This window comes from Dactylosporangium aurantiacum (genome assembly GCF_000716715.1).
Lineage (GTDB): Bacteria > Actinomycetota > Actinomycetes > Mycobacteriales > Micromonosporaceae > Dactylosporangium > Dactylosporangium aurantiacum.
Window position 1 is genome coordinate 39,793 of record NZ_JNYJ01000032.1, and the last position, 23,253, is coordinate 63,045.

A 23,253-nucleotide genomic window follows, 5' to 3' on the forward strand; every position below is an offset into this window, starting at 1 on the left:
CCTTGGCTGCGAGGTCCGACCGCCCGACACTATTCGCCGACCAACCGGCGCGAAGCCGAATCGGCGAGCCTGGTCCGGCAGGGTCGGCCCGCCGCCACTCTTCTAGGGTAGGGCGATGCGACGGTTGTCATCCCTCCGTTCGGCCGGTCGCCTGCTCGTGGCGGCGCTGTGCGCGCTGGCGCTGCTGCAGGCGATGCGCCCCGCGGTCTACTCGACCAGGGTCGGCATCGACACCGTGCGGACCGCCGGGGAGCAGCACCCGGCCCGGCAGTACCGCGAGAAGCTGGAGTACCTGAGCCGCGAGCTGCACCGCCAGGTCCCCGCCGGCACCCGGGTCCTGATCGTGGAGGAGGTCCCCGACCTGCAGCTGAGCCTGGTCGAGTTCGCCTCCATGCACGGCATCGTCGTCGTCGACCGCACCGGCCGCGCCGACCTCGAGGTGTACCTGCATCCCGACCCCGCGGCCCCGCACGGCGTGCGGTTGCTGACCCGGAAGCCGGCCGCGTGACCCAGACCCTGCTCGCCGTGCTCGTCCTGCTCGTGGCCGGCCTGCCGCTCGGCTACGCCTTCACCCGCGCCGTGCCGCTCGCGCTCGTCCTGGCGCCCGTCGCCGGCGCCGCCGTCGCCACCGCCGCGGTGCTGCTCATGCTGGCCTTCACCGGCCCGCTGCTGCTGTGGTTCGTACCGGTGTACCTGGCGACCGGGTACCTCGCCTGGCGCCTGCGCGACCGCCCCCGCCTGCCGGTCAGCCGCTGGCGCGACGCGGCGCTCACCGCCCTGCCGCTGGTGCCGCCGTTGCTGCGGCTCGGCACCGAGCCCGTCAACTGGGACACGCACCTCATCTGGTGGCTGCACGCCGGGTACTTCACCCAGGGCGGCGACTTCGCCCGCGAATCCATCGGCAACCCGGTCCTCGTCTTCAGCCACCCCGACTACCCGCCGCTGGCGTCCGCGCCGGTCGCACTGGTGTGGCAGCTGCTCGGCATCCGCGACTTCTACCCCGCCGGGTTCGTCACCGGGTTCCTGAACTGGTCGGCGATCGCGATGCTCGTGTACGCCGTCCGCGTCGCGACCGTGCGCGGCCGGCCGCTGCTGTCCTGGCCCGCCGCCATCGCCACCGGCTACGCCGCCTGGACCCCGCTGTGGGTCATCCCGACCGCCGGCTTCAGCGACGCCATGTGCGCCTGCGCCTTCGCCGCCGGGGCGGTGCTCGTGCTCTTCGCCCGCCCGTGGCCCGGCACGCTGCCGCTCGCGCTGCTGCTGCTGTCCGCGTCCGCGCTCATGAAGAACGAGGGCCTCAGCCTGGTCGTCGCCCTCGCGCTGGTCGGCACCGTCAGGTGGTGGCGCGACCGGCGCCGCGCCGCCCTGCTCTGGCTGCCCGTCGGCGTCGCCGGGATCTGGTCGGTCACCGCCCGCCTGCTCGGCGCGGAGACCGACGTGCTGGCCGGCGGCCGCTTCTCCGCCCTGCTGCACGGCGATGCCGACACCCTCGGCCGGCTGCCGATGATCATCGAGTTCATGGCCGGCCGGGTCGGCTGGATCCTCCTGCTCACCCTCGCCGCCGCGCTGCTCGGGCACCTGCTGCTGCGCCGGGCCCGGGCGGGCCTGGAGCTCGGCGCCGACGGCTGGCTGTGGGCCGTCACCGCCGTGCACACCGCCGGGCTGATCTTCATCTACCTGATCACGCCGTACGACATCCACTGGCACCTGAGCACCTCCGTCGACCGGGTCGTGATCGCCGTGGCCGTGCTGGCCTGCGCGAGCGCCGCCTGCTGGGGCGTCACCGCGCTGACCCCCGACCCCGTCGCCGGACCCGACCCCGAACCTGCCGGACCCGACCCGCTGCCCGCCCGCGAGCCCGCCGGGGAACCGGCCTGACCGTCGTGTCGTACGGTCGGCGGCATGATCCTGCGCTTCGCCACCCTGGACGACGTGCCGGCCGTGCTCGCCTTCTGGAAGCTCGCCGCCGAGGACACCAACCGGGGCGGTGACGACACCGCCGCCGTGCGGGCGCTGATCGAGCGGGACCCGGCGGCGCTGCGGCTCGCGGTCGACGGCGGCGACATCGTCGGCTCGCTCATCGCCGGGTTCGACGGGTGGCGGTGCCACCTGTACCGCTTCGCCGTGCACCCCGACCGGCGCCGGCAGGGGATCGGCGCGATGCTGCTCGCCGACGCGGAGGACCGCTTCCGCGGCTTCGGCGGCCGCCGCGCCGACGCCATGGTCCTCGACGACAACGGCCTCGCCCACCGCGCGTGGGCCGCCGCCGGATACGCGCCGCAGGACGAGTGGCGGCGCTGGGTGAAGAGCCTCTGACCGCCGATTGGCACTCGACCCGCGACCCGCCGGCTGGCAGCCTCGGCACCGTGATCACGTTCGGGGCGGCGGCAGGGGTGGCGCTCGTGGCGTTGGGCATGGTGCTCACGCCCGGGCCGAACATGATGTACCTGGTCTCGCGCAGCATCTCGCAGGGCCGGCGGGCCGGGCTGATCTCCCTCGGCGGGGTCGCCGCCGGGTTCCTCGCCTACCTGGCGCTCGCCGCCGCCGGCCTGTCGGTGGTCTTCGCGACCGTCCCGGCCCTGTACGTCACCGTGAAGCTCGCCGGCGCCGCCTACCTCGCCTACCTGGCCTGGCAGGCGGTCCGCCCCGGCGGCACGTCGGTGTTCACGCACCAGGAGCTGCCGCCGGACTCGACCCGCAGGCTGCTCACCATGGGCCTGATGACCAACCTGCTCAACCCGAAGGCCGCGATCATGTACGCGTCGCTGATCCCCCAGTTCGTCGACCCCGCCGCCGGCCACCTCATGGCGCAGAGCTTCCTGCTCGGCGGGGTGCAGATCGCGGTGAGCCTGCTGGTCAACACGGGCATCGTGCTGGCCGCCGGCACGATCGCCGTCTTCCTCGCGAAGCGGCCCGCGTGGCTGCGGGTGCAGCGGTATGTGACGGGCACGCTGCTCGGCATGATCGCCGTGCGGCTCGCGACCGACAAGGCGCGGCCGTTGCCGGTGCACTGAGGTCAGCTTCGCAGCGCCGCCGCCTTGGACAGCAGGTAACGCTGCTCGGGGAGGCTGGTCGTGCGGCGGGCGGCCAGCTCGTACGCCGACCGGGCCGCCGCGGCGTCGCCGGACATCTCCAGCAGGTGGGCGCGGACCGCGGCGAGCCGGTGGTGCCGGGCCAGCCGGTCGTCGCCGTCCAGCGTCGACAGCAGCCGCAGGCCGGCCGCCGGGCCCTGCGCCATCGCCACGGCCACCGCCTGGTTGAGCGTCACCATCGGGTTCGGGGCGACCCGTTGCAGCAGCTGGTACAGCGCGACGATCTGCGGCCAGTCGGTGCCGGCCGCCGAGGGCGCCTCCGCGTGGATCGCGGCGATCGCGGCCTGCAGCTGGTATGGCCCGGGCGGCCCCTTCGGCAGCGTCCGCGTGATGAGGTCGACCCCTTCGGCGATCATCGCCCGGTGCCACCGCGAGCGGTCCTGCTCGGCGAGCGGGACCAGCGTGCCGTCGGGCCGGGTGCGGGCCGCCCGGCGGGCGTCGGTCAGCAGCATCAGCGCGAGCAGCCCGGCGACCTCCCCGTCGTCGGGCAGCAGCCGGTGCACCTCACGGACCAGGCGGGTCGCCTCGGTGGTCAGCTCGGGCCGGTGCAGGTCCTCGCCCGACGACGCCGTGTAGCCCTCGTTGAAGATCAGGTACAGCACCTGCAGGACCACCTGCAGCCGGCCGGCCCGCTCGTCCGCCGGCGGCAACGTGAACTGCGCGCCGGCCGCCCTGATCTTCTGCTTCGCCCGGCTGATGCGCTGCGCTACGGTCGCCTCCGGCGCCATGAACGCGTGCGCGATCTGCGCGGTGGTGAGCCCGCCCACGGCCCGCAACGTCAACGCGAGCTGCGACGCGCTCGACAGCGCGGGGTGGCAGCACAGGAACAACAGCAGCAAGGTGTCGTCTTTGTCTGAGATGTCCGGCGGTTCCGATGTTTCATGTGAAACCTCGTGGGCAACGGCGAGCTCGCGCCGCCGCCGCGCGTCCTCGCTGCGGAACTGATCCGTCAGCCGCCGCCCGGCCACGGTGATCAGCCAGCCGCGCGGGTTGTCCGGCATCCCTTCGGCCGGCCACTGCACGGCCGCCGCGAGCAGCGCCTCCTGCACCGCGTCCTCGCAGGCGTCGAACTGTCCGTGCCGGCGCACCAGCACCCCGAGCACCTGCGGCGCGAGCCGGCGCAGCTCCTCCTCGACCCCCACGGCGTCCAAGATGCCACGCGCCGGGACCGCCGCGTCGACCTTGGCGACTTCGCCACGTCCTGGCGTGCCGAAAGTCGCCAAGGTCGACAGGGGCCCCAGCCGTCAGGGCCGCAGCGGTCAGCGCACCGTGCCGGCGGAGCCGGTGCCGCGGCGGACCGGCTCGGCGCAGGCGAGGAGCTTGCCGCGGGGCAGGAACTCGATCGCCGTCGCGGCGCCGATCTCGGCCATCGGCGTGAACGTGTGCCCGAGCGCGCCCAGCGCCGGTCCCGGGCCGGCGATGAACGCCGGCTCGGCGACCACCGCCGCGGTGTTGCGCTGGGTGGCGCGCGGGGCCGCCAGCGCCTCGGGCAGCGTCATGCCCAGGTCGATCCGGTTGATCAGGATCTGCAGGACGGTGGTGATGATGGTCGAGCCGCCGGGGGAGCCGAGGGCGAGGAACGGGTGGCCGTCGCGCAGGACGATCGTGGGGGCCATCGAGCTGCGCGGGCGCTTGCCGGGGCCCGGCAGGTTCGGGTCGTCGGCGGTGCCCTGGGTGTTGGTGAAGTTGAAGTCGGTCAGCTCGTTGTTGAGCAGGAAGCCGCGGCCCGGCACGACGATGCCGTTGCCGCCGATCTGCTCGATGGTGAGCGTGTACTCGACCACGTTGCCCCACTTGTCGGCGACGGTCAGGTTGGTCGTCGACTTGCCGTAGTCGGTGCTCGCGCCGCCGGTGGTGGTGGCGCACGTGTCGTAGCGGCCGTCCGGGTCGCCGGGCGGCACCGGCTTGGTCGCCGCGTGCAGCGGGTCGATCCGGCAGGCGCGCTCGGCCGCGAACCCGTTGGTCAGCAGCGCGTCGAGCAGCCGCCGCGGGGTGTAGTCGCCGACGTAGCGGTTGCGGTCGGCGAAGGCGAGGGCGCTCGCCTCCAGGTACCGGTGCAGCGCCTGGGTGCGATCGAGGGAGCCCAGGTCGGAGCGTTCGAGGATGTTGAGGGCCTCGCCGACGGTGGAACCGCCCGAGGACGGGGTGGCCATGCCGTAGACGTCGTAGCCGCGGTAGACCATGTGCGTCGGCGCGGGCTGGCGGACCTCGTAGGCGCGCAGGTCGGCCAGGGTCATCCCGCCGGGGCGGATCTCGTACTGCCACGGCCGGGAAGGCGCGGCGGCGACCGGCGGGTGCTGCACGGCCTGGACGATGTCGCGGCCCACCTCACCGCCGTAGAACGCGTCGATGCCGCGGCGCGCGACCAGGTCGTAGGTCGCGGCCAGGTCGGGGTTGCGCAGCGTGCTGCCGACCGCCGGCGGCTGCCCGCCCGGCAGGAACAGCGCCGCCGTGGGCGTGAACTGCGCGAACGCGGCCGCGTTGTCGTTGACCTGGGTCGCGAACGTCTGGTCGACGGTGAACCCGCGCCGGGCCACGTCCGTCGCGGGCGCCAGGTTCGTGGCGAGGGACCGCTTGCCCCAGCGGCGCACCGCGGTGTCCCAGGTGGCGAGGCTCCCCGGTACACCGGCGGACAGGCCGCTGACCCGGGCCTCCTGGAACGCGTACGGCTGGCCGGTCGCGGGGTTCACGAACGCGGTCTGCGTCATCGACCGGGGCGCGGTCTCGCGGCCGTCGAGGGTGGACACCCTGCCGCTGCGGGCGTCGTAGTAGACGAAGAAGCCGCCGCCGCCGATGCCGGCCGAGAACGGCTCGGTCACGCCGAGCGTGGCGGCGACCGCCACGGCGGCGTCGACCGCGTTGCCGCCGCGACGCAGCACCTCCAGGCCGACCGCGGTGGCCGTCGGATCGACAGAGCTCACCGCGCCGCCGTAGCCGCTCGCGGTGGGTCCGGTGGCCGGTGGCGCGCCGGCCTGCGCGGGCGCGGCGGGCACGAGCAGGACGGGGATCAGGACGAGCGGGACGAGCCTGCGCACGGTGCCTCCCGAGGATCGACGGTGATCGCTCCTCCTGCCTACCGCCCCGGCGCGTCCGGCACAACCCGGAACGTGCGGCGGTACGCGCTCGGCGCGACCCCGATCGTGGTCTGCAGGTGCTGACGCAGCGACGCGGCGGTGCCGAGCCCCGCGCGGCGGGCGATCTGCTCGACCGCCAGGTCGGTGCTCTCCAGCAGGCCGCGGGCGTGGTCGACCCGCTGCTGCAGCAACCACCGGGCCGGGCTCACCCCGGTCTCCTCACGGAAACGCCGGGTGAACGTCCGCACACTCATCGTGGCGTACGCGGCCATGTCCTGCAGGGTCAACGGCTCGCTCAGCCGCTGCAGCGCCCACGCGCGGGTCGGTGCGGTGGTGGTGTCGGTGACCCGCGGCAGCGGCCGCTCGATGTACTGCGCCTGGCCGCCCTCCCGCCACGGCGGCACCACGCTGCGGCGGGCCGCCCGGTTGGCGACCTCGCTGCCGAAGTCGGTGCGCACCACGTGCAGGCACAGGTCGACCCCGGCGCCGACGCCGGCGGAGGTGAGCACGTCGCCGTCGTCGATGAACAGCACGTCCGGGTCGAGCTTGACCCGCGGGTACAGCGCCCGGAACTGCTCGACCCAGCCCCAGTGCGTGGTCGCCGGGCGGTCGTCGAGCAGGCCGGCCGCGGCGAGGACGAACGCGCCCGTGCAGATCGACATGACCCGGGCGCCGCGGGCCTGGGCGGCGCGCAGCGCCGCGGCGACCTCGGGCTCGATGCTCGCGTCCTCGACCGGCCCGCCGCGGTGGATACCGGCCACGACCACCGTGTCGGCCACCTCGGTGATCTCCAGGCCGTGGTCCGGCAGCACCTGGAAGCCGGCCGCGCTGCGGACCGGGCGGCCACCGGGGGTGCAGACCTGGACGCGGTACCTGCGGCGGCCGTCGTCACCGCGGGCCGCCCCGAAGATCTGCGGCGGGGTGCCCAGGTCGAACGCCACGACGCCGTCCAGCGCGAGCACGGCCACCAGATGCTTCTCCATGGCCCAATTCTTGCGCACTATGGCTGTCGGGCCACTCGTCCGGCCGTACCGAGTCCAACATCATGGTCTCGTGAAACGAATCCATCCGGCCTGGCTGGTCGCCGCCGTCGCGTTCGTCGCGCTGGTCGGCGCGGCCGGCTTCCGCGCGACCCCCGGCGTGATGCTGCACCCGCTGCACGAGGAGTTCGGCTGGTCGCTGGGGACCATCTCCCTCGCCGTGTCGATCAACCTGCTGCTGTTCGGGCTCACCGCGCCCTTCGCCGCCGCGCTCATGGAGCGCTTCGGCATCCGGCGGGTGGTGGCCTACGCGCTGCTGCTCGTCTCCGCGGGCAGCGGCCTGACGGTGTTCATGCGGCACAGCTGGGAGCTCATCGCGCTCTGGGGGGTCCTGGTCGGCCTCGGTACCGGCTCCATGGCCCTCGCGTTCGTCGCCACCATCACCGGCCGCTGGTTCGTCAAGCGGCGCGGCCTGGTCACCGGCGTCCTCACCGCCGGCGGCGCCGCCGGGCAGCTGGTGTTCCTGCCGCTGCTGGCGCTGCTCGTCGACGCCCGGGGCTGGCGGGCCGCCGCGCTGACCGTCGCCGCCGCCGCGCTGGTCGTGGTGCCGCTGGTCCTGTGGCGGCTCCGCGACCACCCGTCCGAGCTGGGCGTGACCGCCTACGGCGCCGACAGCGACCTGCCGCCCGCGCCGGTCGCGCCCGGCGGCGCGGCCCGGCGGGCGCTCGGCGCGCTGCGCGACGCGTCCCGCGTGCCGGCGTTCTGGCTGCTCGCCGGCGGGTTCGCGATCTGCGGCGCGACCACCAACGGCCTCATCGGCACCCACTTCATCCCCGCCGCGCACGACCACGGCATGACCGAGCCGGTGGCCGCGTCACTGCTCGCGCTCATCGGCCTGTTCGACATCGTCGGCACCATCGCGTCGGGCTGGCTCACCGACCGGATGGACAGCCGCATCCTGCTCGGCTGGTACTACGCGCTGCGCGGCGCGTCGCTGCTCGTGCTGCCGGCCCTGTTCGCCGCGACCGTCCGGCCGAGCATGGTGGTGTTCATCCTCTTCTACGGCCTGGACTGGGTGGCGACGGTGCCGCCGACGGTCGCGCTGTGCCGGGAGTACTTCGGGGCCAGCGGCCCGGTCGTCTTCGGCTGGGTGTTCGCCTCGCACCAGTTCGGCGCGGCGATCGCCGCCACCACCACCGGCCTGCTGCGCGACCGGCTCGGCAACTACGACCTCGCCTGGTACGTCGCCGGCGGCCTGTCGATCTCGGCGGCCGCGCTGTCGCTGCTGCTCTTCCGGGCCCGGCGCGGCCTGCCGGTCCCCGCGCCGGTGGCCGTCGCCGCCGCCTGACCACCCACGAGGACGCCGGCCGAGCACGATCGGCCGGCGTCTCGTGCGTTACTGGCTGAGCCGATACTCCAGGTCCGGCGTGATCTCCAGGGTGTCCATCTGGGCGCGCTGCAGGCGGCCGGAGTAGTCCCAGTTCATCGACTGCCAGCGGGTGAACTGGTCGAGCACCCACACGCCGGACTGGCGGCTGCCGTTGCCCGACTTGCCGTTACCGCCGAACGGCAGGTGCGCCTCGGCGCCGGAGGTGGAGTTGTTGACGCTCACCATGCCGGCCCGGGTGCGGCGCCGGAACGTGAACGCCTTGCGCGGGTCGGTCGTGTAGATCGCCGCGGACAGCCCGTACCCGGGGGCGTCGGCCAGCTCGATCGCCTCGTCCAGCGTGGTGTAGCCGGTCACGCCGACCAGCGGGCCGAAGGTCTCCTGCTGGAAGATCTTGTCCTCCGGTCGTACGCCGTGGACCAGGACGGGGTGGTAGAAGAGCCCGTTTTCGGGGTCGCCGACGAACCCCTCCCGCGGGCTGGCGGCGCTGATCCGGCCGGTCGGGCCCGGCACCCGGTGGTGGTCCTCGACCCAGCCGAGGTAGTCCTCGAACCGGGCGGCGAACCGCTCCGTCATCAGCGGGCCGTAGAGCACCGACGGGTCGGTGGGGTCGCCGATGGGCGCGCGGCGTACCGCCTCCTCGAGCCGGGCGGTGAAGTCGGCCAGGACGCTGTCGTGCACGATCAGGGTGCCGAGCGACGTGCACCGCTGGCCCGCCGTGCCGAACCCGGCGAACAGCGCCCCGTGCACGGCGAGGTCGAGGTCGGCGTCCTCGGTGACGATCATCGGGTTCTTCCCGCCGAGCTCCAGGCAGGCGCTCTGCAGGTGCCGGCCGGCGAGCTCACCGATGCGCGCGCCGACCTCCGACGAGCCGGTGAACCCGATCTTGTCGACCAGGCCGGCGTCCAGGGCCCGCTCGAGGCCGGCGTACGTGGTCGCACCGTCGGCGTACACCACGTCGAACACCCCGTCGGGCACCCCCGCCCGCCGGATCAGCTGGGCGAACGCGTCGGCGCAGGCGGCGGAGTACTCGGCCGGCTTCCACACCACCGCGTTGCCGCACAGCAGCGCGGGCACCAGGTACCAGCTCGGCACCGCGACCGGGAAGTTGCCGGCCGTGATGATTGCCGCCACTCCGACCGGCACCCGGAACGTGAACAGCTGCTTGTCCGGCATCTCGCTGGGCACGGTCTGCCCGTACATGCGGCGGCCCTCACCGAGGAAGAAGTCGCAGGTGTCGACGATCTCCTGCACCTCGCCCCGGGCCTCGGCGGCCGTCTTGCCGACCTCGCGGGTGACCAGCGCCGCGAGGGCCTCGAAGTTCGCCTCGACGAGGCGGCCCAGGTTGGCGATCACCCGGCCGCGGACGGGCGCCGGTACGTCGGCCCAGTCCCGCTGCGCGCGGCGGGCGGAGCGGCACGCGGCCACGAACGTGTCGGCGTCGGCCAGTGCGACCTCGGCGACGACCTGATCGAGGCGGGCCGGGTCGGTGGAGACGAAACGGGCTTCGCCGGGCGCGTCGACGGATCTGCCGCCGACGGTGGAGACGAGGAGGGTGCTCATGCCTCCATCTTGCCGTGGGGCGTGTCCGCCGGGTGCTGCGACGCCGGCGGCGGCGTGAACGCCAGCTCGCCGCCGAACTGCTCACGCAGCCGCACGTCGTAGTAGTCGGCGGCGTCGGCGACCCAGTCGCAGGCGTTGCTCAGCTCGACCGCGTCGAGCGTCTCGGCCATCAGCTCGTAGGAGGCGATGACGGAGTCGTCGCGCCAGAACAGCCGGACGAAGTTGAGCCGGCCGTTGAGGTCGTTGAGCTCGCGCAGCAGCTGCGGGGAGCACTCGAGGTGGCGCAGCAGCGGCGAGAAGACCCGCACGAACGGCGGATCGTTGGCCACCAGGCGCAGGTAGACCACGGCGGTGCCGCTGCGGATCGCGGCCGGGGTGGCGCTGAGGTCGGCGGGCACCGACTGCCCGCCGAGGTAGTCGGTGAGCAGGCGGTGCACCCGGGCGCGCACAGCGGCGTCGATCGACACGCCGCCACCCTATCGAACCGCCGCACGCCCGCCGGCTCCCCGCCGATCGGCCGGGTCTTCGCAACCGCGTGGCCGCCAGCCGATCGGCCGGGTCTTCGCAACCGCGTGGTCGTCAGCCGCTCTTGCCGGGGCGGCCCGGTGGCAGGAACCCGCGCCGGCGGGCCTCCTTCACCCACCGGTGCGCGGTGCTGACCGGCACGCCGTGCTGGTCGGCGAGGTCGCAGGCGGGCCGCGGCGAGTCCTGCGCGAAGTCGAGATAGACGTCGGCGACCTCGCGGTAGAACACGTCGGGCCGCCCCCGGGACCTGGTGCCGGCGGTCGTCGCCGCGCGCGGCACCGCCAGGGCCGGCTCGATCATGTCCCAGCCGCCGGCGGTGACCGGCGGTGCGACGGGCCGTGCCCGCGGGTTGAGCACCGGCGGCGTGTCGATCGCCTCGTGCGCCACGGCGAGCTGCGCGTTGGCGGTGGCCTCGATGCGCCCGACCGGGATGGCCCGCAGCAGCTCCGCGCTCGGGCTGCCGTCGATGCGCAGCCCGGTCAGCACCAGGCGGCCACCCGCCGCGACGCCGACCCGCACCTGCACGCTCTGCGCCAGGGGCGGCTCCTGGCGCCATTCATACCAGCCGTCAGCGACTGGAAGGAGCCGGCCACGCACCTGGCAAATCTAGACCACCGTTCCGCAAATCAACAATTGCGCGAACCTAGACGTCTAGATACGCTGATCTGGACCCGCCGGCCAGACGGCTTCAACGGGGGGTGTTCGGAGTGGACGATGCATGGCCGTGCATCGTCCAGCTCCGGCCGAAGCCATCGGCACGTCCGCGTTCACATGGGGGACAGGGGGAGGACGCGGACGGGCGGTCGCCGGGCGGATCGCGCCGCAGTGCGCGTCCCGCCCGGCGGCGTCGGTGACGAGCCGCGGTCGCGGGGTCTCGCCGGGCCCCGCGGCCGTTCGCCCGCACGGGTGAACAGGCCGGAGCCGACGTCTGCGCAGGTGTGCCGGATGCGTGACGACGACGCCGTGGTCAACGGCCGGTGCGGCGGTCTGCGGCGGTCAGCGGCGGTCAGCGGCCGGTGAAGAAGAGGAACGCGGCCGCCAGGACGACACCGACGCACAGCAGTGAGACGGTCGAAGCCGTGATCAGGACCCAGATGAGGGCGCCCACCTTGCGACCCGCGGTGATCTCGATCGGCGGCGGGTCGGCCGGCGGCGGGTCGAACGCACCGGCCTCCAGGTCGGCGGCGACGTCCGCCGGGTCGCCGAGCAGGTCCAGGACCGAACGCACCTCGGCCTCGGCCACCTCGGGCGGGGCAGGCGAGGCCACGGCTCGGGTCTCGGCCAGCTTGGCGGCGATGTGGTCGCTCAGGTCGGCGAGCAGCTCGTCGCGACGGCTGGCGGGCACACCGTCCAGCGCCTGCTCGACAGCGCGCAGATAGTCGTTGACCAGGTCATCGTAGGTGTTCACGGGCTCCCCGTCCGGAAAAGCTGGCACTCTCCAACATGATCAGTAAGACTTTTCGCGCAACGCCGTGGTGCGCGCCGCGCACTCGTGGAGGGAGTGACGTGAGCCCACCGACCCGCTGGCTCGACGCCGACGAGCAACGTGCCTGGCGTGCTTTCTACACCGCCGCGACCCAGCTTCTCGACCGGCTCGACCGGGAGCTGCAACACGACGCGGGCATGCCGCACGCGTACTACGAGATCCTCGTCGTGCTGTCGGAGTCGCCGGGGCGCACCCGGCGGATGAGTGAGCTCGCCGACCTCACCAGGTCCTCCCGCAGCCGGCTCAGCCACGCCGTCACCAAGCTCGAAGGCCGCGGCTGGGTGCGCCGGCGCGACTGTGACGACGACAAGCGGGGACAGTTCGCCGACCTGACCGAGGCCGGGTTCGCCGCGCTCGAGGCCGCCGCGCCCGGGCACGTCGAGACGGTGCGCACGCACCTGTTCGACCCGCTGACCCCGGAGCAGATCGAGCAGCTGCGCGCCATCAGCGAGGCCATCACCGCGACGCTGCGACGGGACTGACCGATCCCGGCAAGCCTTGTGTCGATCATTGTGTGTCGATACGTTCACGGCCTGCCGCGAGATGATGAGGCCCCGCCATGAAGCGTCTGAAACTCACGCAAACTGTTGCCGCCGCGGCCTTCGCCGTGGCCGTGCTCGCCGCGGTGCCGGGGAGCGTCCCCACGCTGCCCGACCAGGCGAAGGCGCCGAGCGGTTACGCCGGCGGCATACCCCAGTGGGAGGGCGAGCCGTCGATCGCGAGCCTGCTCGCCGGCAGCACCGCCCAGCACGCCGAGCAGTTCTACTTCGTGCTGCCGGACCGCTTCGCCGACGGCGACCCGGCCAACAACACCGGCGGCCTGCCGGGGGACCGGCTCAGCACCGGCTACGACCCGGCGGACAAGGGCTTCTACCACGGCGGCGACCTCAAGGGCGTCATCGACCGGCTCGACTACATCGAAGGGCTCGGCACCACCGCGATCTGGCTCGCGCCGGTGCTGAAGAACCGCCCCGTGCAGGGCAGCGGCGCCGACATCTCGGCCGGCTACCACGGGTACTGGACGACCGACTTCACCCAGATCGACCCGCACTTCGGCACCCGGGACGACCTGCGGCGGCTGGTCCGGCTGGCGCACGGGCGCGGCATCAAGGTCTACCTCGACGTCATCACCAACCACACCGCCGACGTCATCCGGTACGCGCAGGACCAGTACTCGTACCGGAACAAGACCGACTACCCGTACAAGGACGCGGCCGGCAACAAGTTCGACGACCGGGCCTTCGCCGACGGCCGGCACGGCTTCCCGCCCGTCAACACGCAGTCGTTCCCCTACACGCCGGTGTTCGCGAACGAGGCGGACAAGACCGCCAAGAAGCCGGCCTGGCTCAACGACCCGCTCATGTACCACAACCGCGGCGACTCCACGTTCAGCGGCGAGAACAGCGAGTACGGCGACTTCTTCGGCCTCGACGACCTGTGGACCGAGCGTCCCGAGGTGGTCCGGGGCATGACGAAGATCTACGCCGACTGGGTCAGGGACACCGGCATCGACGGCTACCGCATCGACACCACCAAGCACGTCAACCTGGACTTCTGGCCGCAGTTCGTCGACGGCATCGACAAGGTCGCCAAGCCCGACTTCTTCATGTTCGGCGAGGTGTACGACGCCGACCCCGAGTTCGACTCGGTCTACGTGCGCAAGGGGCGGCTCCCGGCGACCCTGGACTTCCCGTTCCAGCAGGCGGCGACGGACTACGTGGCGCGGGGCGGCTCCGCCGCCGGCCTGGCGAACGTGTACGCCAAGGACGACCTGTACACCTCGGCCGGCACCAGCGCCGGCACCCTGCCGACGTTCCTGGGCAACCACGACATGGGCCGCATCGGCATGTTCGTCGCCGGCGGCGGCACCGACCCCGCCACCCACCTGCGCCGCGACCTGCTCGGCCACGAGCTGATGTTCCTGACCCGCGGGCAGCCGGTCGTCTACTCCGGCGACGAGCAGGGCTTCACCGGCGCCGGCGGCGACAAGGACGCCCGGCAGGACATGTTCCCGAGCGTGTCGCCGGACTACCTCGACGACGACCTGCTCGGCACCGACACGACCCACGCCACCGCGCACTACGACCAGACCCACCCCATCTACCGCACCATCGCCGACCTGGCCAGGCTGCGGCAGGCGCACCCGGCGCTCAAGCAGGGCATCCAGGTGACCCGGTACGCGGCGCAGGGCGCGGGCGTGTTCGCGTTCTCCCGCATCGACCCGAAGCAGCGCGTCGAGTACCTGGTCGCGACGAACAACGCCACCACGACGCAGACCGTCACCGTGCCGACGGCCATGGCGAGCACCACGTTCGACCGGATCTACCCGGCCGGCGGCGGCATCGCCGCGTCCGCCGGTGACGGCCGGCTGCGGCTGGACGTCCCGCCGCTGAGCACGGTGGTGTTCAAGGCCCGCGGCGCGATCGCCAAGCCGGCCGGCAAACCGACCGTCACGCTGGTCGCGCCCACCGCCGGGCAGAGCGTCCCGGCCCGCGCCGAGGTCAGGGCCGAGGTCACCGGCGACCCCCTGGCCACCGTCACGTTCGCCGCGAAGGTCGGCGACGGCCCGTGGAAGCTGCTCGGCACCGACACCGCCGCGCCGTACGCCGTCTACCACGACCTCGACGGGCTGCCCGCCGGCACGCCGCTGGAGTACAAGGCGGTCGTCCGGGACGGCTCCGGCCGCGCCGCTGAGACGAGGGTCACGGCGAAGGTCGGCACACCGCCGAGCGCGGCGGCGCCCGACTACGCGGTCGTGCACTACCAGCGCCCGACCGGCGGCTACGACCCGTGGAGCCTCTACGCGTGGGGCGACATCGAGACCCCGATGACGTGGCCGGCCGGTGCCCCGTTCGCCGGCGAGGATTCCTACGGGCGCTTCGCATGGGTCAAGCTGAAACCGGGAGCGACGAACGTCGGCTTCCTCGTGGTCGACTCGGGCGGGGTGAAGGACGTCGCCGTCGACCGCTCGCTCGACCCGACGAAGACGCCGGAGATCTGGCTCAAGCAAGGAGACGCGACCATCTACACCTCACAGGCCGCGGCCACCGGCACCGTCGCCGTGCACTACGGGCGACCCGACGGCGACTACACCGGCTGGGGCCTGCACCTGTGGGGCGACGGTCTGGCGCCCGGCACGGCGACCGAATGGACCGCGCCCCGCCAGCCGGACGGCACCGACGCGTTCGGCGCGTTCTGGCACGTACCAGTGAGCGACCCCGGCAAACCGGTCAACTTCATCGTGCACAAGGGCGACGTGAAGGACCCGGGCGTCGACCAGTCGGTCCTGCCGGGCCGGCAGGGTGCCGCGTGGATCCGCTCCGGCGAGGCGACCGTCCACCCGACCCGGGCCGCCGCCGAGCACACCGCCGTGCTGCACTACCGCCGCCCGGCCGGCGACTACGCCGGGTGGGGCCTGCACGTGTGGACCGGCGCGGCGACGCCGACACAGTGGGCGAGCCCGCTGCCGCCGGAGGGCACCGACGCGTTCGGCGCCACGTTCCGCGTGCCGCTCGCCGACAACGCGACGACGCTCAACTACATCGTGCACAACGGCGACACCAAGGACCTGCCCGCCGACCAGGCACTCGACCTCGTCACCGTCGGCCACGAGGTGTGGATCCTCTCCGGCCGGGAGCGGTACCTGCTGCCGGTCCCGCCGCAGGGCACCCCGGACACCGACCTGACCAAGGCCAAGGCGGTCTGGGTCGACCGGGACACGGTCGCCTGGCGGGCCGGGCCGACCGACGGGCACACCTACGAGCTGCTGTCCGCGCCCGCCGGCGGGCTGTCCGTCGTCGACGGGCAGGTCGTCGGGGCGGCGACGGCGCTGCCGATGCGGGCGACCGGCAGCCTGACCGAGCCGCAGCGGGCGAAGTACCCGCACCTGTGGGCCTACCAGGCGTTCCACGTCACCGGCGACCGGGCGGCGATCGCCGCGGCGCTGCGCGGGCAGGTCGTCGTGGTCGAACGCGACGCCGCCGGCACCGTCACCGAGGCCAGCGCCGTGCAGCTCGCCGGGGCGCTCGACGACCTGTACGTCGGCGCGGTCGGCGCGAAGCTCGGGCCGCACTTCGAGGGTGGCCGGGTCGCGGTCAGCGTGTGGGCGCCGACGGCGCAGAACGTCGCGCTGGAGCTGTTCGACGACCCGGGCGCGCAGCCGGTGCTGAAGCCGATGAAACGCGACGAGCACACCGGAGTGTGGACGGCGACCGGCGACCGCGGCTGGAAGGGGCGCTACTACCGCTTCCGGGTCACCGCCTGGCAGCCCGCGGTGCGGGGCGTGACGACGGCGTCGGTGACGGACCCGTACTCGGTGTCGCTCGCCGCCGACTCCACCCACAGCCAGATCGCCGACCTGTCCGACGCCGCGCTGCAGCCACCCGGCTGGTCCGCGGTGAGGAAGCCGCCGGCGCCGGCCCGGCCGCAGATCCAGGAGCTGCACGTCCGGGACTTCTCCATCGCCGACACCACGGTGCCGCAGGAGCAGCGCGGCACGTACCTCGCGTTCACGCAGGCGCAGTCGGCGGGCATGACCCACCTGCGGGACCTCGCCCGCGCCGGCACGTCCTACGTGCACCTGCTGCCGGTCTTCGACATCTCCTCGATCCCCGAGCGGCGGGCCGACCAGCAGCAGCCGCCGTGCGACCTGGCCACGCTGCCGCCGGACTCCAGCCAGCAGCAGGCGTGCATCGCGCAGATCGCCGAGCGGGACGGCTACAACTGGGGGTACGACCCGTTCCACTACTCGACCCCGGAAGGCTCCTACGCCACCGACCCGCAGGGCACCGCGCGGATCAACCAGTTCCGCCAGATGGTCGCCGGGCTCAACGGCGCCGGGCTGCGGGTCGTCGTGGACGTGGTCTACAACCACACCACCGCCGCCGGCACCGACCCGCACTCGGTCCTCGACCAGATCGTGCCCGGCTACTACCACCGGCTCCTCGACGACGGCACCGTGGCCAACTCGACCTGCTGCGCCAACACCGCGCCGGAGAACGCGATGATGGGCAAGCTCGTCGTGGACTCGGTGGTGCTGTGGGCCAAGCAGTACAAGGTCGACGGGTTCCGCTTCGACCTGATGGGCCACCACCCGAAGGCCAACATCCTCGCCGTGCGGGCCGCCCTCGACCAGCTCACCATCGGCAAGGACGGCGTCGACGGCAAGAAGATCCTGATCTACGGCGAGGGCTGGAACTTCGGCGAGGTCGCCAACGACGCCCGGTTCGTCCAGGCCACCCAGGCCAACATGGCCGGCACCGGGATCGGCACCTTCAACGACCGGCTCCGCGACGCGGTCCGCGGCGGCGGCACGTTCGACGGCGACCCGCGCATCCAGGGCTTCGCGTCCGGCCTGTACACCGCGCCGAACGGCGACCCGGCCAACGGCACCGCCGCGGAGCAGCGGGCCAGGCTGCTGCACTACCAGGACCTGATCCAGGTCGGGCTCACCGGCAACCTCGCCGCCTACGAGTTCGTGGACTCCACCGGCCGGCACGTCACCGGCGCGCAGGTCGACTACAACGGCTCACCCGCCGGGTACACGAGACTGCCCGCCGAGGGGGTCACGTACGTCGACGCGCACGACAACGAGATCCTGTACGACGCCCTCGCCTACAAGCTGCCGACCGGCACGACCGCCGAGCAGCGGGCCAGGCTGCAGGTGCTCGCGCTGTCCACGACGGTGTTCGGGCAGGGGACCGGGTTCGTCACCACCGGCTCCGACCGGCTGCGCTCCAAGTCGCTGGACCGCAACTCGTTCAACTCCGGCGACTGGTTCAACCAGATCCGGTGGGACTGCACGATGGGCAACGGCTTCGGCGCCGGCCTGCCACCCGCCGCCGACAACCAGGACAAGTGGCCCTACGCGCGGCCGCTGCTGGCCGACCCGGCCCTGGTGCCGGACTGCGCCGCGGTCGACCTCGCCGCGGCCCGCTTCCAGGAGCTGCTGCGGATCCGGGCGAGCTCGCCGGTGTTCGCCCTCGGCACCGCCGCGCAGGTCCAGCAGCGGGTCGCGTTCCCGCTGTCGGGCCCGTCGGCGACGCCCGGCGTGATCACGATGACGTTGGATGCCCGCGGCCTCGACCAGCGCTACCGCACGATCGTCGTGGTCTTCAACGCCGGCCCGGCGGCCGCCACCCAGACGGTCGCCGGTCTGGCGGGCGCCGGGTTCGTCCTGCACCCCGTCCAGGCCGCCTCGGCGGACCCGCTGGCGCGGCAGGCGACGTTCGACCCGGCCGGCGGCACGTTCACCGTCCCGGCCAGGACCGTCTCGGTGTTCGTCCAGCCCGCGTAGCCACCGCACCACCGACGGCACCGGCCGCCCAGAAGTTCTCAGGAACGGGCGGTCGGTGCCGTTTCGTCCGGTGTGAAGGCGTTCACTGTCGCGGGGGTGCTGCTCGTCGCGCTGCTCACCGGCGCGAGCGGCAAACCGTCGCCGCCGCCCGGGCCGCCGCTGCCCGGGCCGCCGGCCGTCATCGAGCCCGGCGCGCCGCCCTCCACGCTGCCGACGCTCAACGACCTGCCGTCGCTGCGCGAGCCGTCCGGGCGGTCCGTCGCGCCGTCCGGCTCGGCCGCGGCGCCGCCCCCGGCCGGCGGCCCGGACGTTAAGACAACCTCAACGCCGGGCCCCGCGGAGACGACCAGGACCAGCCGCCGCTCGTCGGGGTGGATCGGCCTCGGCGTCGTCATCGTGATCGCCGCGACCGTCGCCTTGCTGGTTCTGCGACGGCGCCGTCACACGTAGTCGCATTTCGCGGGCCGTTTGGCTTGTGCCGGGCGCCGTTCGGCGAATGAAGTCTTATCGGGGAAGCACTCTTCCAGTAGCGTGCCCTTTCGTGCTCCTTAACAACCTTTCCCGCTCCAGTGGGCTGGGGGAGCACGCTCGTCTTCACTCTCCGCATCCGTGTGCGGACATCGCGTGTCCTCTGTGACAGGTAGGGGATGACGGTGGCAGGCAACAGCTCCCCCCGAACAACCGGAGCCGACACGCCCCGGGCGATCGGCGCCGGCGGCAAGCGGCGGTCGGGCCCGCCTGACACGTCGGTCGCCGGTCACCGCCGCGGCGGCGCCGCCCGCCCCAGCCGCCTGCGCTCCGTCCGTACCCAGCTGCTCGCCCCCATCGCCGTGGCCATGATCGGTCTTGCCGTGCTCAGCACCGCGCAGGCCACGACCGCCACGTCCGCCGCGCAGGACGCGGTGCGCGCCCGCACCCTCGCCTCCACCGCGACCAGCGCCGTCGGCTTCGTCTACGAGCTGGAACGCGAGGTCGCCGAGACCGCCGCGCTGCGGCAGCGCGGCGGCAAGTCCGGCGTCTCCCTCGTCGTCGCCCAGCGGCAGCGCACCGACGCGGCCGCCGCCCGCTACCTCAACGACAGCCGCGCCGCCGTGAAGGCCGTACCCGCCCTCGAGCTCGCCGTCCGCGCCGTCAGCGACATCTACAGCCGGCTCGGCGCCACCCGCGAGGCCGCCGACACCAACCCGGCGGTCACGCTCATGACCGACCCCGTGTACCGGCCGCTCGCCGAGGCCCTGCTCGCCATCGCCGACGCCGTGCCGGCGCAGATCGCCGACATCGAGCTGGCCAACGCCGCCCGCGCGGTCGCGTCCGTCGGCGCAATCGAGCACTTCGCCGCCCTCGAACGTGACCTGCTGCGCGCCGTGTTCTCCCGGGGCGCCGTCGACCCCGGCGACCTCGGCGCCATGTCGGAGCTGCGCGGCGCCCGCGACCAGCGGCTCGCGGAGTTCCAGCGGGCCGCGACGCTCGCCGGGCGCACCGTGTACGACGACGAGATCCGCGGCATGGACGTCGACCGGGCCGAAAAGCTCAGCGCCGCCGCCCGCAACGCCGAGAAGGAACCGGAAGGGCTGAAGGTCGACGCCGACACCTGGTTCGTCGCGCAGTCCGGCTTCATCCGCCGGCTCAACACCGTCAGCCTCGACCTGTCCGACCGGCTCGACGGGCGGGCCGAGCAGATCGCCGTCACCGCGCAGCGGCGCGCCTGGGCCACCATCATCGGCACCGCCCTCATCGGGCTCGCCGCGCTCGCCATCGCGATCACCCTCGCCGTGCGGACCGCTCGCCGGCTGCGCCGCCTGCGCGCCGCCGCCCTCACCGTCGCCCGGCAGGAACTGCCCGACGTCATCCACTCCGTGACCACCGGCGCGGCGATGCCGACCGGCACCGCCGCCGCGGCCGCCACCCGCAGCATCGCCGCCACCAACGACGAGATCGGCCAGGTCGCCGACGCCTTCGCCACCGTCCACCGCACCGCGCTGCGGCTCGCCGGCGAACAGGCCGAGCTGCGCGTCGACGTGTCACGCATGGCCGAGGTCCTCGCCCGCCGCATCCGTACCCTCATCACCCGGCAGCTGCGCCTGCTGGACGAGTTCGAACGCGACGAGACCGACCCCGACGTCCTGGCCCGCCTCTTCGCGCTCGACCACATCGCGGCCCGCCTGCGCCGCAACGGCGAGAACCTGCTGGTCCTCTCCGGCGGCGAGCCGGGCCGGCCGGCGACCCAGGCCGTCGGTATCGGCGCCGTCATCACCGCCGCCGCCTCCGAGATCGAGGACTTCCAGCGCGTCGAGGTCCAGCCCGCCGACCTGGCGATCGCCGGGCCGGTCGTCGGTGACCTCGTCCACCTGCTGGCCGAGCTGCTGGAGAACGCCACCGCCTTCTCCCCGCCGACGCAGCAGGTCCGCGTCGACGCCCGGCCGACCGTCGACGGCGCGATCATCCGGGTCCACGACAGCGGGATCGGCATCGCACCCCGGCGGCTCGCCGAGATCAACTCGCGGCTCGCCACGCCGACGACGCTGAGCAGCGCCGCAGCCGGCACGATGGGGCTGCACGTGGTGTCGCACCTCGCCGCCCGGCACCGGATCCGGGTCGAGCTGCACGCCACCGGCACCGGGACCGTCGCGTACGTGGCGCTGCCGCACCGGGCCCTGGAGCGGGTCAGCGCGCTGCCGCCGTCGACCGTGACCTCCGCGCCGGTGACCTCGCTGGCCGCCGCCCCGGTGTCCTCCGCCCCCGTTTCGTCGGCGCCGGTTTCCGGGGTGCCCGTCTCCGCCGCGCCGGTGTCGTCGGCGCCGATCTCGGCCGTGCCGGTGTCCGCCTCGCCGCGGCCCGGGCCGCCGCCGGTGGTCGTGCCGTCGACGGTCGGTGCGCCGCTCGGACGGCCCCGCGTGCCGCAGCCGGCCGTGCCCGCGCCGGCCGCGGCGTCGTCCGCGTTCGTCCCGCCGCCGCCGGCGCCGCCCGCCCCCGCGCCGCCGGCACGTCCCGCGCCGTCGACCCGTCCGGCGCCGTTGACCCGTCCGGCGTCGTCCGCTTCGCCGCCTTCGACGTTTTCCGCGCCGCCGGCTGTTCCTGGGCCGCCGGCGTCGTCCGGGCCGCCAGCACCCTGGTTCCGCCCGTACCTCAGCGGTGGCGAGACCCCACAGCCACCCGCCTCCGCCGCGCTCCTTCCGCCTGCCCCCGGCGCCTGGCCGCCACGGTCCGGGGTCCTGTCCAGTGCCGGAGGTGCCGCGATGACCGAGGGCGACCTACCCCGCCGCCGCCCCGGAGCGCAGCTCGCACCCGGAGCCACCGAACCGCAGCCACCGCCCACCCGCAGCACCGCGGTCGACCCCGAGACCGTCCGGTCCCGGTTGTCCGCGTTCGCGGAGGGCGTGTCGGCCGCCGCGCGCCGCAGGAACAGCACCACCCCAGGACAGAAGGACCAGTGATCGCGATGCAAGACGCTCAGAACCCGACCGGCGCGGGCCAGCTCGACTGGCTGATGGCGAGCTTCGCCCGGCAGGTCCCCGATGTCGCGCACGCGATCACCGTCTCCGGCGACGGGCTGCGCCTGGCCTGCTCCGCCGACCTGCCGGTGGACCAGGCCGACCAGCTCTCCGCCGTGATCAGCGGCCTGGCCAGCCTCACCTTCGGCGCCGCCCGCGTCATGCAGGCGGGCCAGGTGCGCCAGACCATCGTCGACATGGACGGCGGCGTCATGATCGTCATGGCGGTCGGCGACCGCGCGCTGCTCGGCGTCCTCGCCGCGCCCGGCTGCGACCTCGGCCAGGTCGGCTACGAGACCGCCATGCTCGTCCACCGGGTCGCCGACGCGCTCGACCCCCTGCCGCGGGATGCGATGCTGCGGTGAGGCGGCTCGCGCTCGTACTGGCGGTCGTGGCCGTGCTCGCGGGCTGCGGCGCCACGGCACCACCCCGGGCCGGCGCCGGCCTGTGGCACGGCGGGCGGATCTACATCGCCACCGGCAACACCACCGGCGTGTACTACCAGATCGGCGGCGGCTACGCCGACCTGATCACCAAGTACGTGCCCGGCTACGAGGCGCGCGCCGAGGCGACCGGCGCCTCCGGCGAGAACATCCAGCGCGTCGCGACCGGCGACATGGACGTCGCGTTCAGCATCGCCGACACCGCCGCCGACGCCGTCGCCGGCAAGGGCGCCTTCGACGGCGGACCGCGGAAGGTCGTCGCCCTGGCCAAGGTGTACCGCAGCTACGCCCAGGTCGTCGTGCGCAACAGCGCGCGCATCACCAAGTTCGCCGACCTGCGCGGCAAACGGGTCTCCACCGGCTCGGCCGGCTCCGGCGCCGACGTGTTCGCGGGCCGGCTGCTCGCCGCCGGCGGCCTCAACCCGGACACCGACATCGTCCGGGAGCGGCTGTCGCTGCCCGAGACGACCAAGGGCATGCAGGCCGGCACCCTCGACGCGCTCATCTTCACCGGCGGCCTGCCCACACCCGGCATCGCCGACCTGCTGGCCAGCGCGCCCGGGCAGTACTCCCTGCTGCCGCTCGGCGAGGTCTACCGGGCGCTCACCTCCCGGCACGGCGCGGTCTACGGCAGCGGCAAGCTGCCCAGGTCCGCCTACCAGACCCCGACCGACATCGACACGATCGTGATCGGCAACCTGGTGCTGGTCTCCCCGGACATGCCCGAGCAGCTCGCGTACGACCTGACGAAGATCCTGTTCGAGCACCAGGTCGAGCTCAGCCGCGTACACCCGGAAGGCGCCAACTACGACAAGGAGGGCGCATCCGGCACCGACCCGGTGCCCCTGCACCCGGGCGCCGCGAGGTTCTACAGCGGCGGCTGACAACTGACGTTATGGATCTCTCATTCAGCCGAT

General features: G+C 73.6%; 18 protein-coding genes. 11 read left to right on the plus strand and 7 right to left on the minus strand.

The genetic code is table 11. The features are described from left to right. The first annotated feature begins 115 nt into the window (after positions 1-115). Genes OP18_RS31455 through OP18_RS31470 form a run of 4 tightly spaced genes read left to right on the plus strand, consistent with a single transcriptional unit; the run spans position 116 to position 3,014 of the window. Positions 116-508: a hypothetical protein gene (locus tag OP18_RS31455; RefSeq protein ID WP_156089932.1), complete on the plus strand. Its 393-nt coding sequence runs from the start codon at positions 116-118 to the stop codon at positions 506-508. After that, positions 505-1,878, plus strand: coding sequence for a hypothetical protein (locus tag OP18_RS31460; RefSeq protein ID WP_033362742.1), 1,374 nt, complete (start codon positions 505-507; stop codon positions 1,876-1,878). Before OP18_RS31455 ends, OP18_RS31460 begins: the two co-directional genes overlap by 4 nt. Before the next feature lie 24 nt (positions 1,879-1,902). Next, complete coding sequence (locus tag OP18_RS31465) at positions 1,903-2,316, plus strand: GNAT family N-acetyltransferase (protein ID WP_033362743.1); 414 nt, start codon at positions 1,903-1,905, stop codon at positions 2,314-2,316. A 50-nt stretch (positions 2,317-2,366) separates the two neighbouring features. Then, positions 2,367-3,014: a LysE family translocator gene (locus OP18_RS31470; RefSeq protein WP_033362781.1), complete on the plus strand. Its 648-nt coding sequence runs from the start codon at positions 2,367-2,369 to the stop codon at positions 3,012-3,014. Between the two features lie 2 nt (positions 3,015-3,016). On the opposite strand, the gene OP18_RS31475 is transcribed toward OP18_RS31470, so the two are convergent. The 3 genes from OP18_RS31475 to OP18_RS31485 all read right to left on the minus strand — a co-directional run bounded on the left by OP18_RS31475 (position 3,017) and on the right by OP18_RS31485 (position 7,149). Continuing rightward, positions 3,017-4,243, minus strand: a complete 1,227-nt coding sequence (locus OP18_RS31475) for an RNA polymerase sigma factor (protein ID WP_033362744.1) — start codon at positions 4,241-4,243, stop codon at positions 3,017-3,019. 108 nt (positions 4,244-4,351) lie between these two features. Then, entirely contained in the window at positions 4,352-6,127 is a 1,776-nt protein-coding gene (gene ggt, locus OP18_RS31480) for a gamma-glutamyltransferase (protein WP_033362745.1), read from the minus strand. A gap of 38 nt (positions 6,128-6,165) precedes the next feature. After that, the gene (locus tag OP18_RS31485) at positions 6,166-7,149 is read right to left on the minus strand and encodes a GlxA family transcriptional regulator (RefSeq protein WP_211273732.1); all 984 of its coding nucleotides are present in this window, start codon (positions 7,147-7,149) and stop codon (positions 6,166-6,168) included. Positions 7,150-7,168: 19 nt separating this feature from the next. Here OP18_RS31485 and OP18_RS31490 point away from each other — a divergent pair, with 19 nt between their 5' ends. Beyond that, entirely contained in the window at positions 7,169-8,494 is a 1,326-nt protein-coding gene (locus tag OP18_RS31490; RefSeq protein WP_052387614.1) for an MFS transporter, read from the plus strand. A gap of 48 nt (positions 8,495-8,542) precedes the next feature. Here OP18_RS31490 and OP18_RS31495 read toward each other — a convergent pair whose 3' ends face one another. The 4 genes from OP18_RS31495 to OP18_RS31515 all read right to left on the minus strand — a co-directional run bounded on the left by OP18_RS31495 (position 8,543) and on the right by OP18_RS31515 (position 12,029). Beyond that, positions 8,543-10,096 carry an aldehyde dehydrogenase family protein gene (locus OP18_RS31495; protein ID WP_033362748.1) on the minus strand — a complete coding sequence of 518 codons (1,554 nt, stop codon included), beginning with the start codon at positions 10,094-10,096 and terminating at the stop codon, positions 8,543-8,545. Further along, the gene (locus OP18_RS31500; RefSeq protein WP_033362749.1) at positions 10,093-10,563 is read right to left on the minus strand and encodes a T3SS (YopN, CesT) and YbjN peptide-binding chaperone 1; all 471 of its coding nucleotides are present in this window, start codon (positions 10,561-10,563) and stop codon (positions 10,093-10,095) included. Before OP18_RS31500 ends, OP18_RS31495 begins: the two co-directional genes overlap by 4 nt. 112 nt (positions 10,564-10,675) lie before the next feature. Further along, positions 10,676-11,218 carry a hypothetical protein gene (locus OP18_RS31505; RefSeq protein WP_156089933.1) on the minus strand — a complete coding sequence of 181 codons (543 nt, stop codon included), beginning with the start codon at positions 11,216-11,218 and terminating at the stop codon, positions 10,676-10,678. A 409-nt stretch (positions 11,219-11,627) separates the two neighbouring features. Continuing rightward, positions 11,628-12,029, minus strand: coding sequence for an HAAS signaling domain-containing protein (locus OP18_RS31515; protein WP_033362752.1), 402 nt, complete (start codon positions 12,027-12,029; stop codon positions 11,628-11,630). 98 nt (positions 12,030-12,127) lie between these two features. Between OP18_RS31515 and OP18_RS31520 the strand changes: the two genes are divergently transcribed. The 6 genes from OP18_RS31520 to OP18_RS31545 all read left to right on the plus strand — a co-directional run bounded on the left by OP18_RS31520 (position 12,128) and on the right by OP18_RS31545 (position 23,220). Beyond that, a complete protein-coding gene (locus OP18_RS31520; RefSeq protein ID WP_033362753.1) occupies positions 12,128-12,589 on the plus strand; it encodes a MarR family winged helix-turn-helix transcriptional regulator in 462 nt (153 codons plus the stop codon). 77 nt (positions 12,590-12,666) lie between these two features. After that, positions 12,667-18,402: a pullulanase-type alpha-1,6-glucosidase gene (pulA, locus tag OP18_RS31525; protein ID WP_081971275.1), complete on the plus strand. Its 5,736-nt coding sequence runs from the start codon at positions 12,667-12,669 to the stop codon at positions 18,400-18,402. A 72-nt stretch (positions 18,403-18,474) separates the two neighbouring features. Then, the gene (locus OP18_RS53340) at positions 18,475-18,852 is read left to right on the plus strand and encodes a hypothetical protein (RefSeq protein WP_052387615.1); all 378 of its coding nucleotides are present in this window, start codon (positions 18,475-18,477) and stop codon (positions 18,850-18,852) included. 203 nt (positions 18,853-19,055) lie between these two features. Beyond that, positions 19,056-21,836: a sensor histidine kinase gene (locus OP18_RS31535; protein ID WP_245635591.1), complete on the plus strand. Its 2,781-nt coding sequence runs from the start codon at positions 19,056-19,058 to the stop codon at positions 21,834-21,836. Positions 21,837-21,841: 5 nt separating this feature from the next. Beyond that, the gene (locus OP18_RS31540) at positions 21,842-22,258 is read left to right on the plus strand and encodes a roadblock/LC7 domain-containing protein (RefSeq protein ID WP_052387627.1); all 417 of its coding nucleotides are present in this window, start codon (positions 21,842-21,844) and stop codon (positions 22,256-22,258) included. After that, a complete protein-coding gene (locus tag OP18_RS31545) occupies positions 22,255-23,220 on the plus strand; it encodes a TAXI family TRAP transporter solute-binding subunit (RefSeq protein ID WP_052387617.1) in 966 nt (321 codons plus the stop codon). The genes OP18_RS31540 and OP18_RS31545 overlap by 4 nt, the downstream gene beginning before the upstream one ends. The last annotated feature ends 33 nt before the right edge of the window (positions 23,221-23,253 follow it).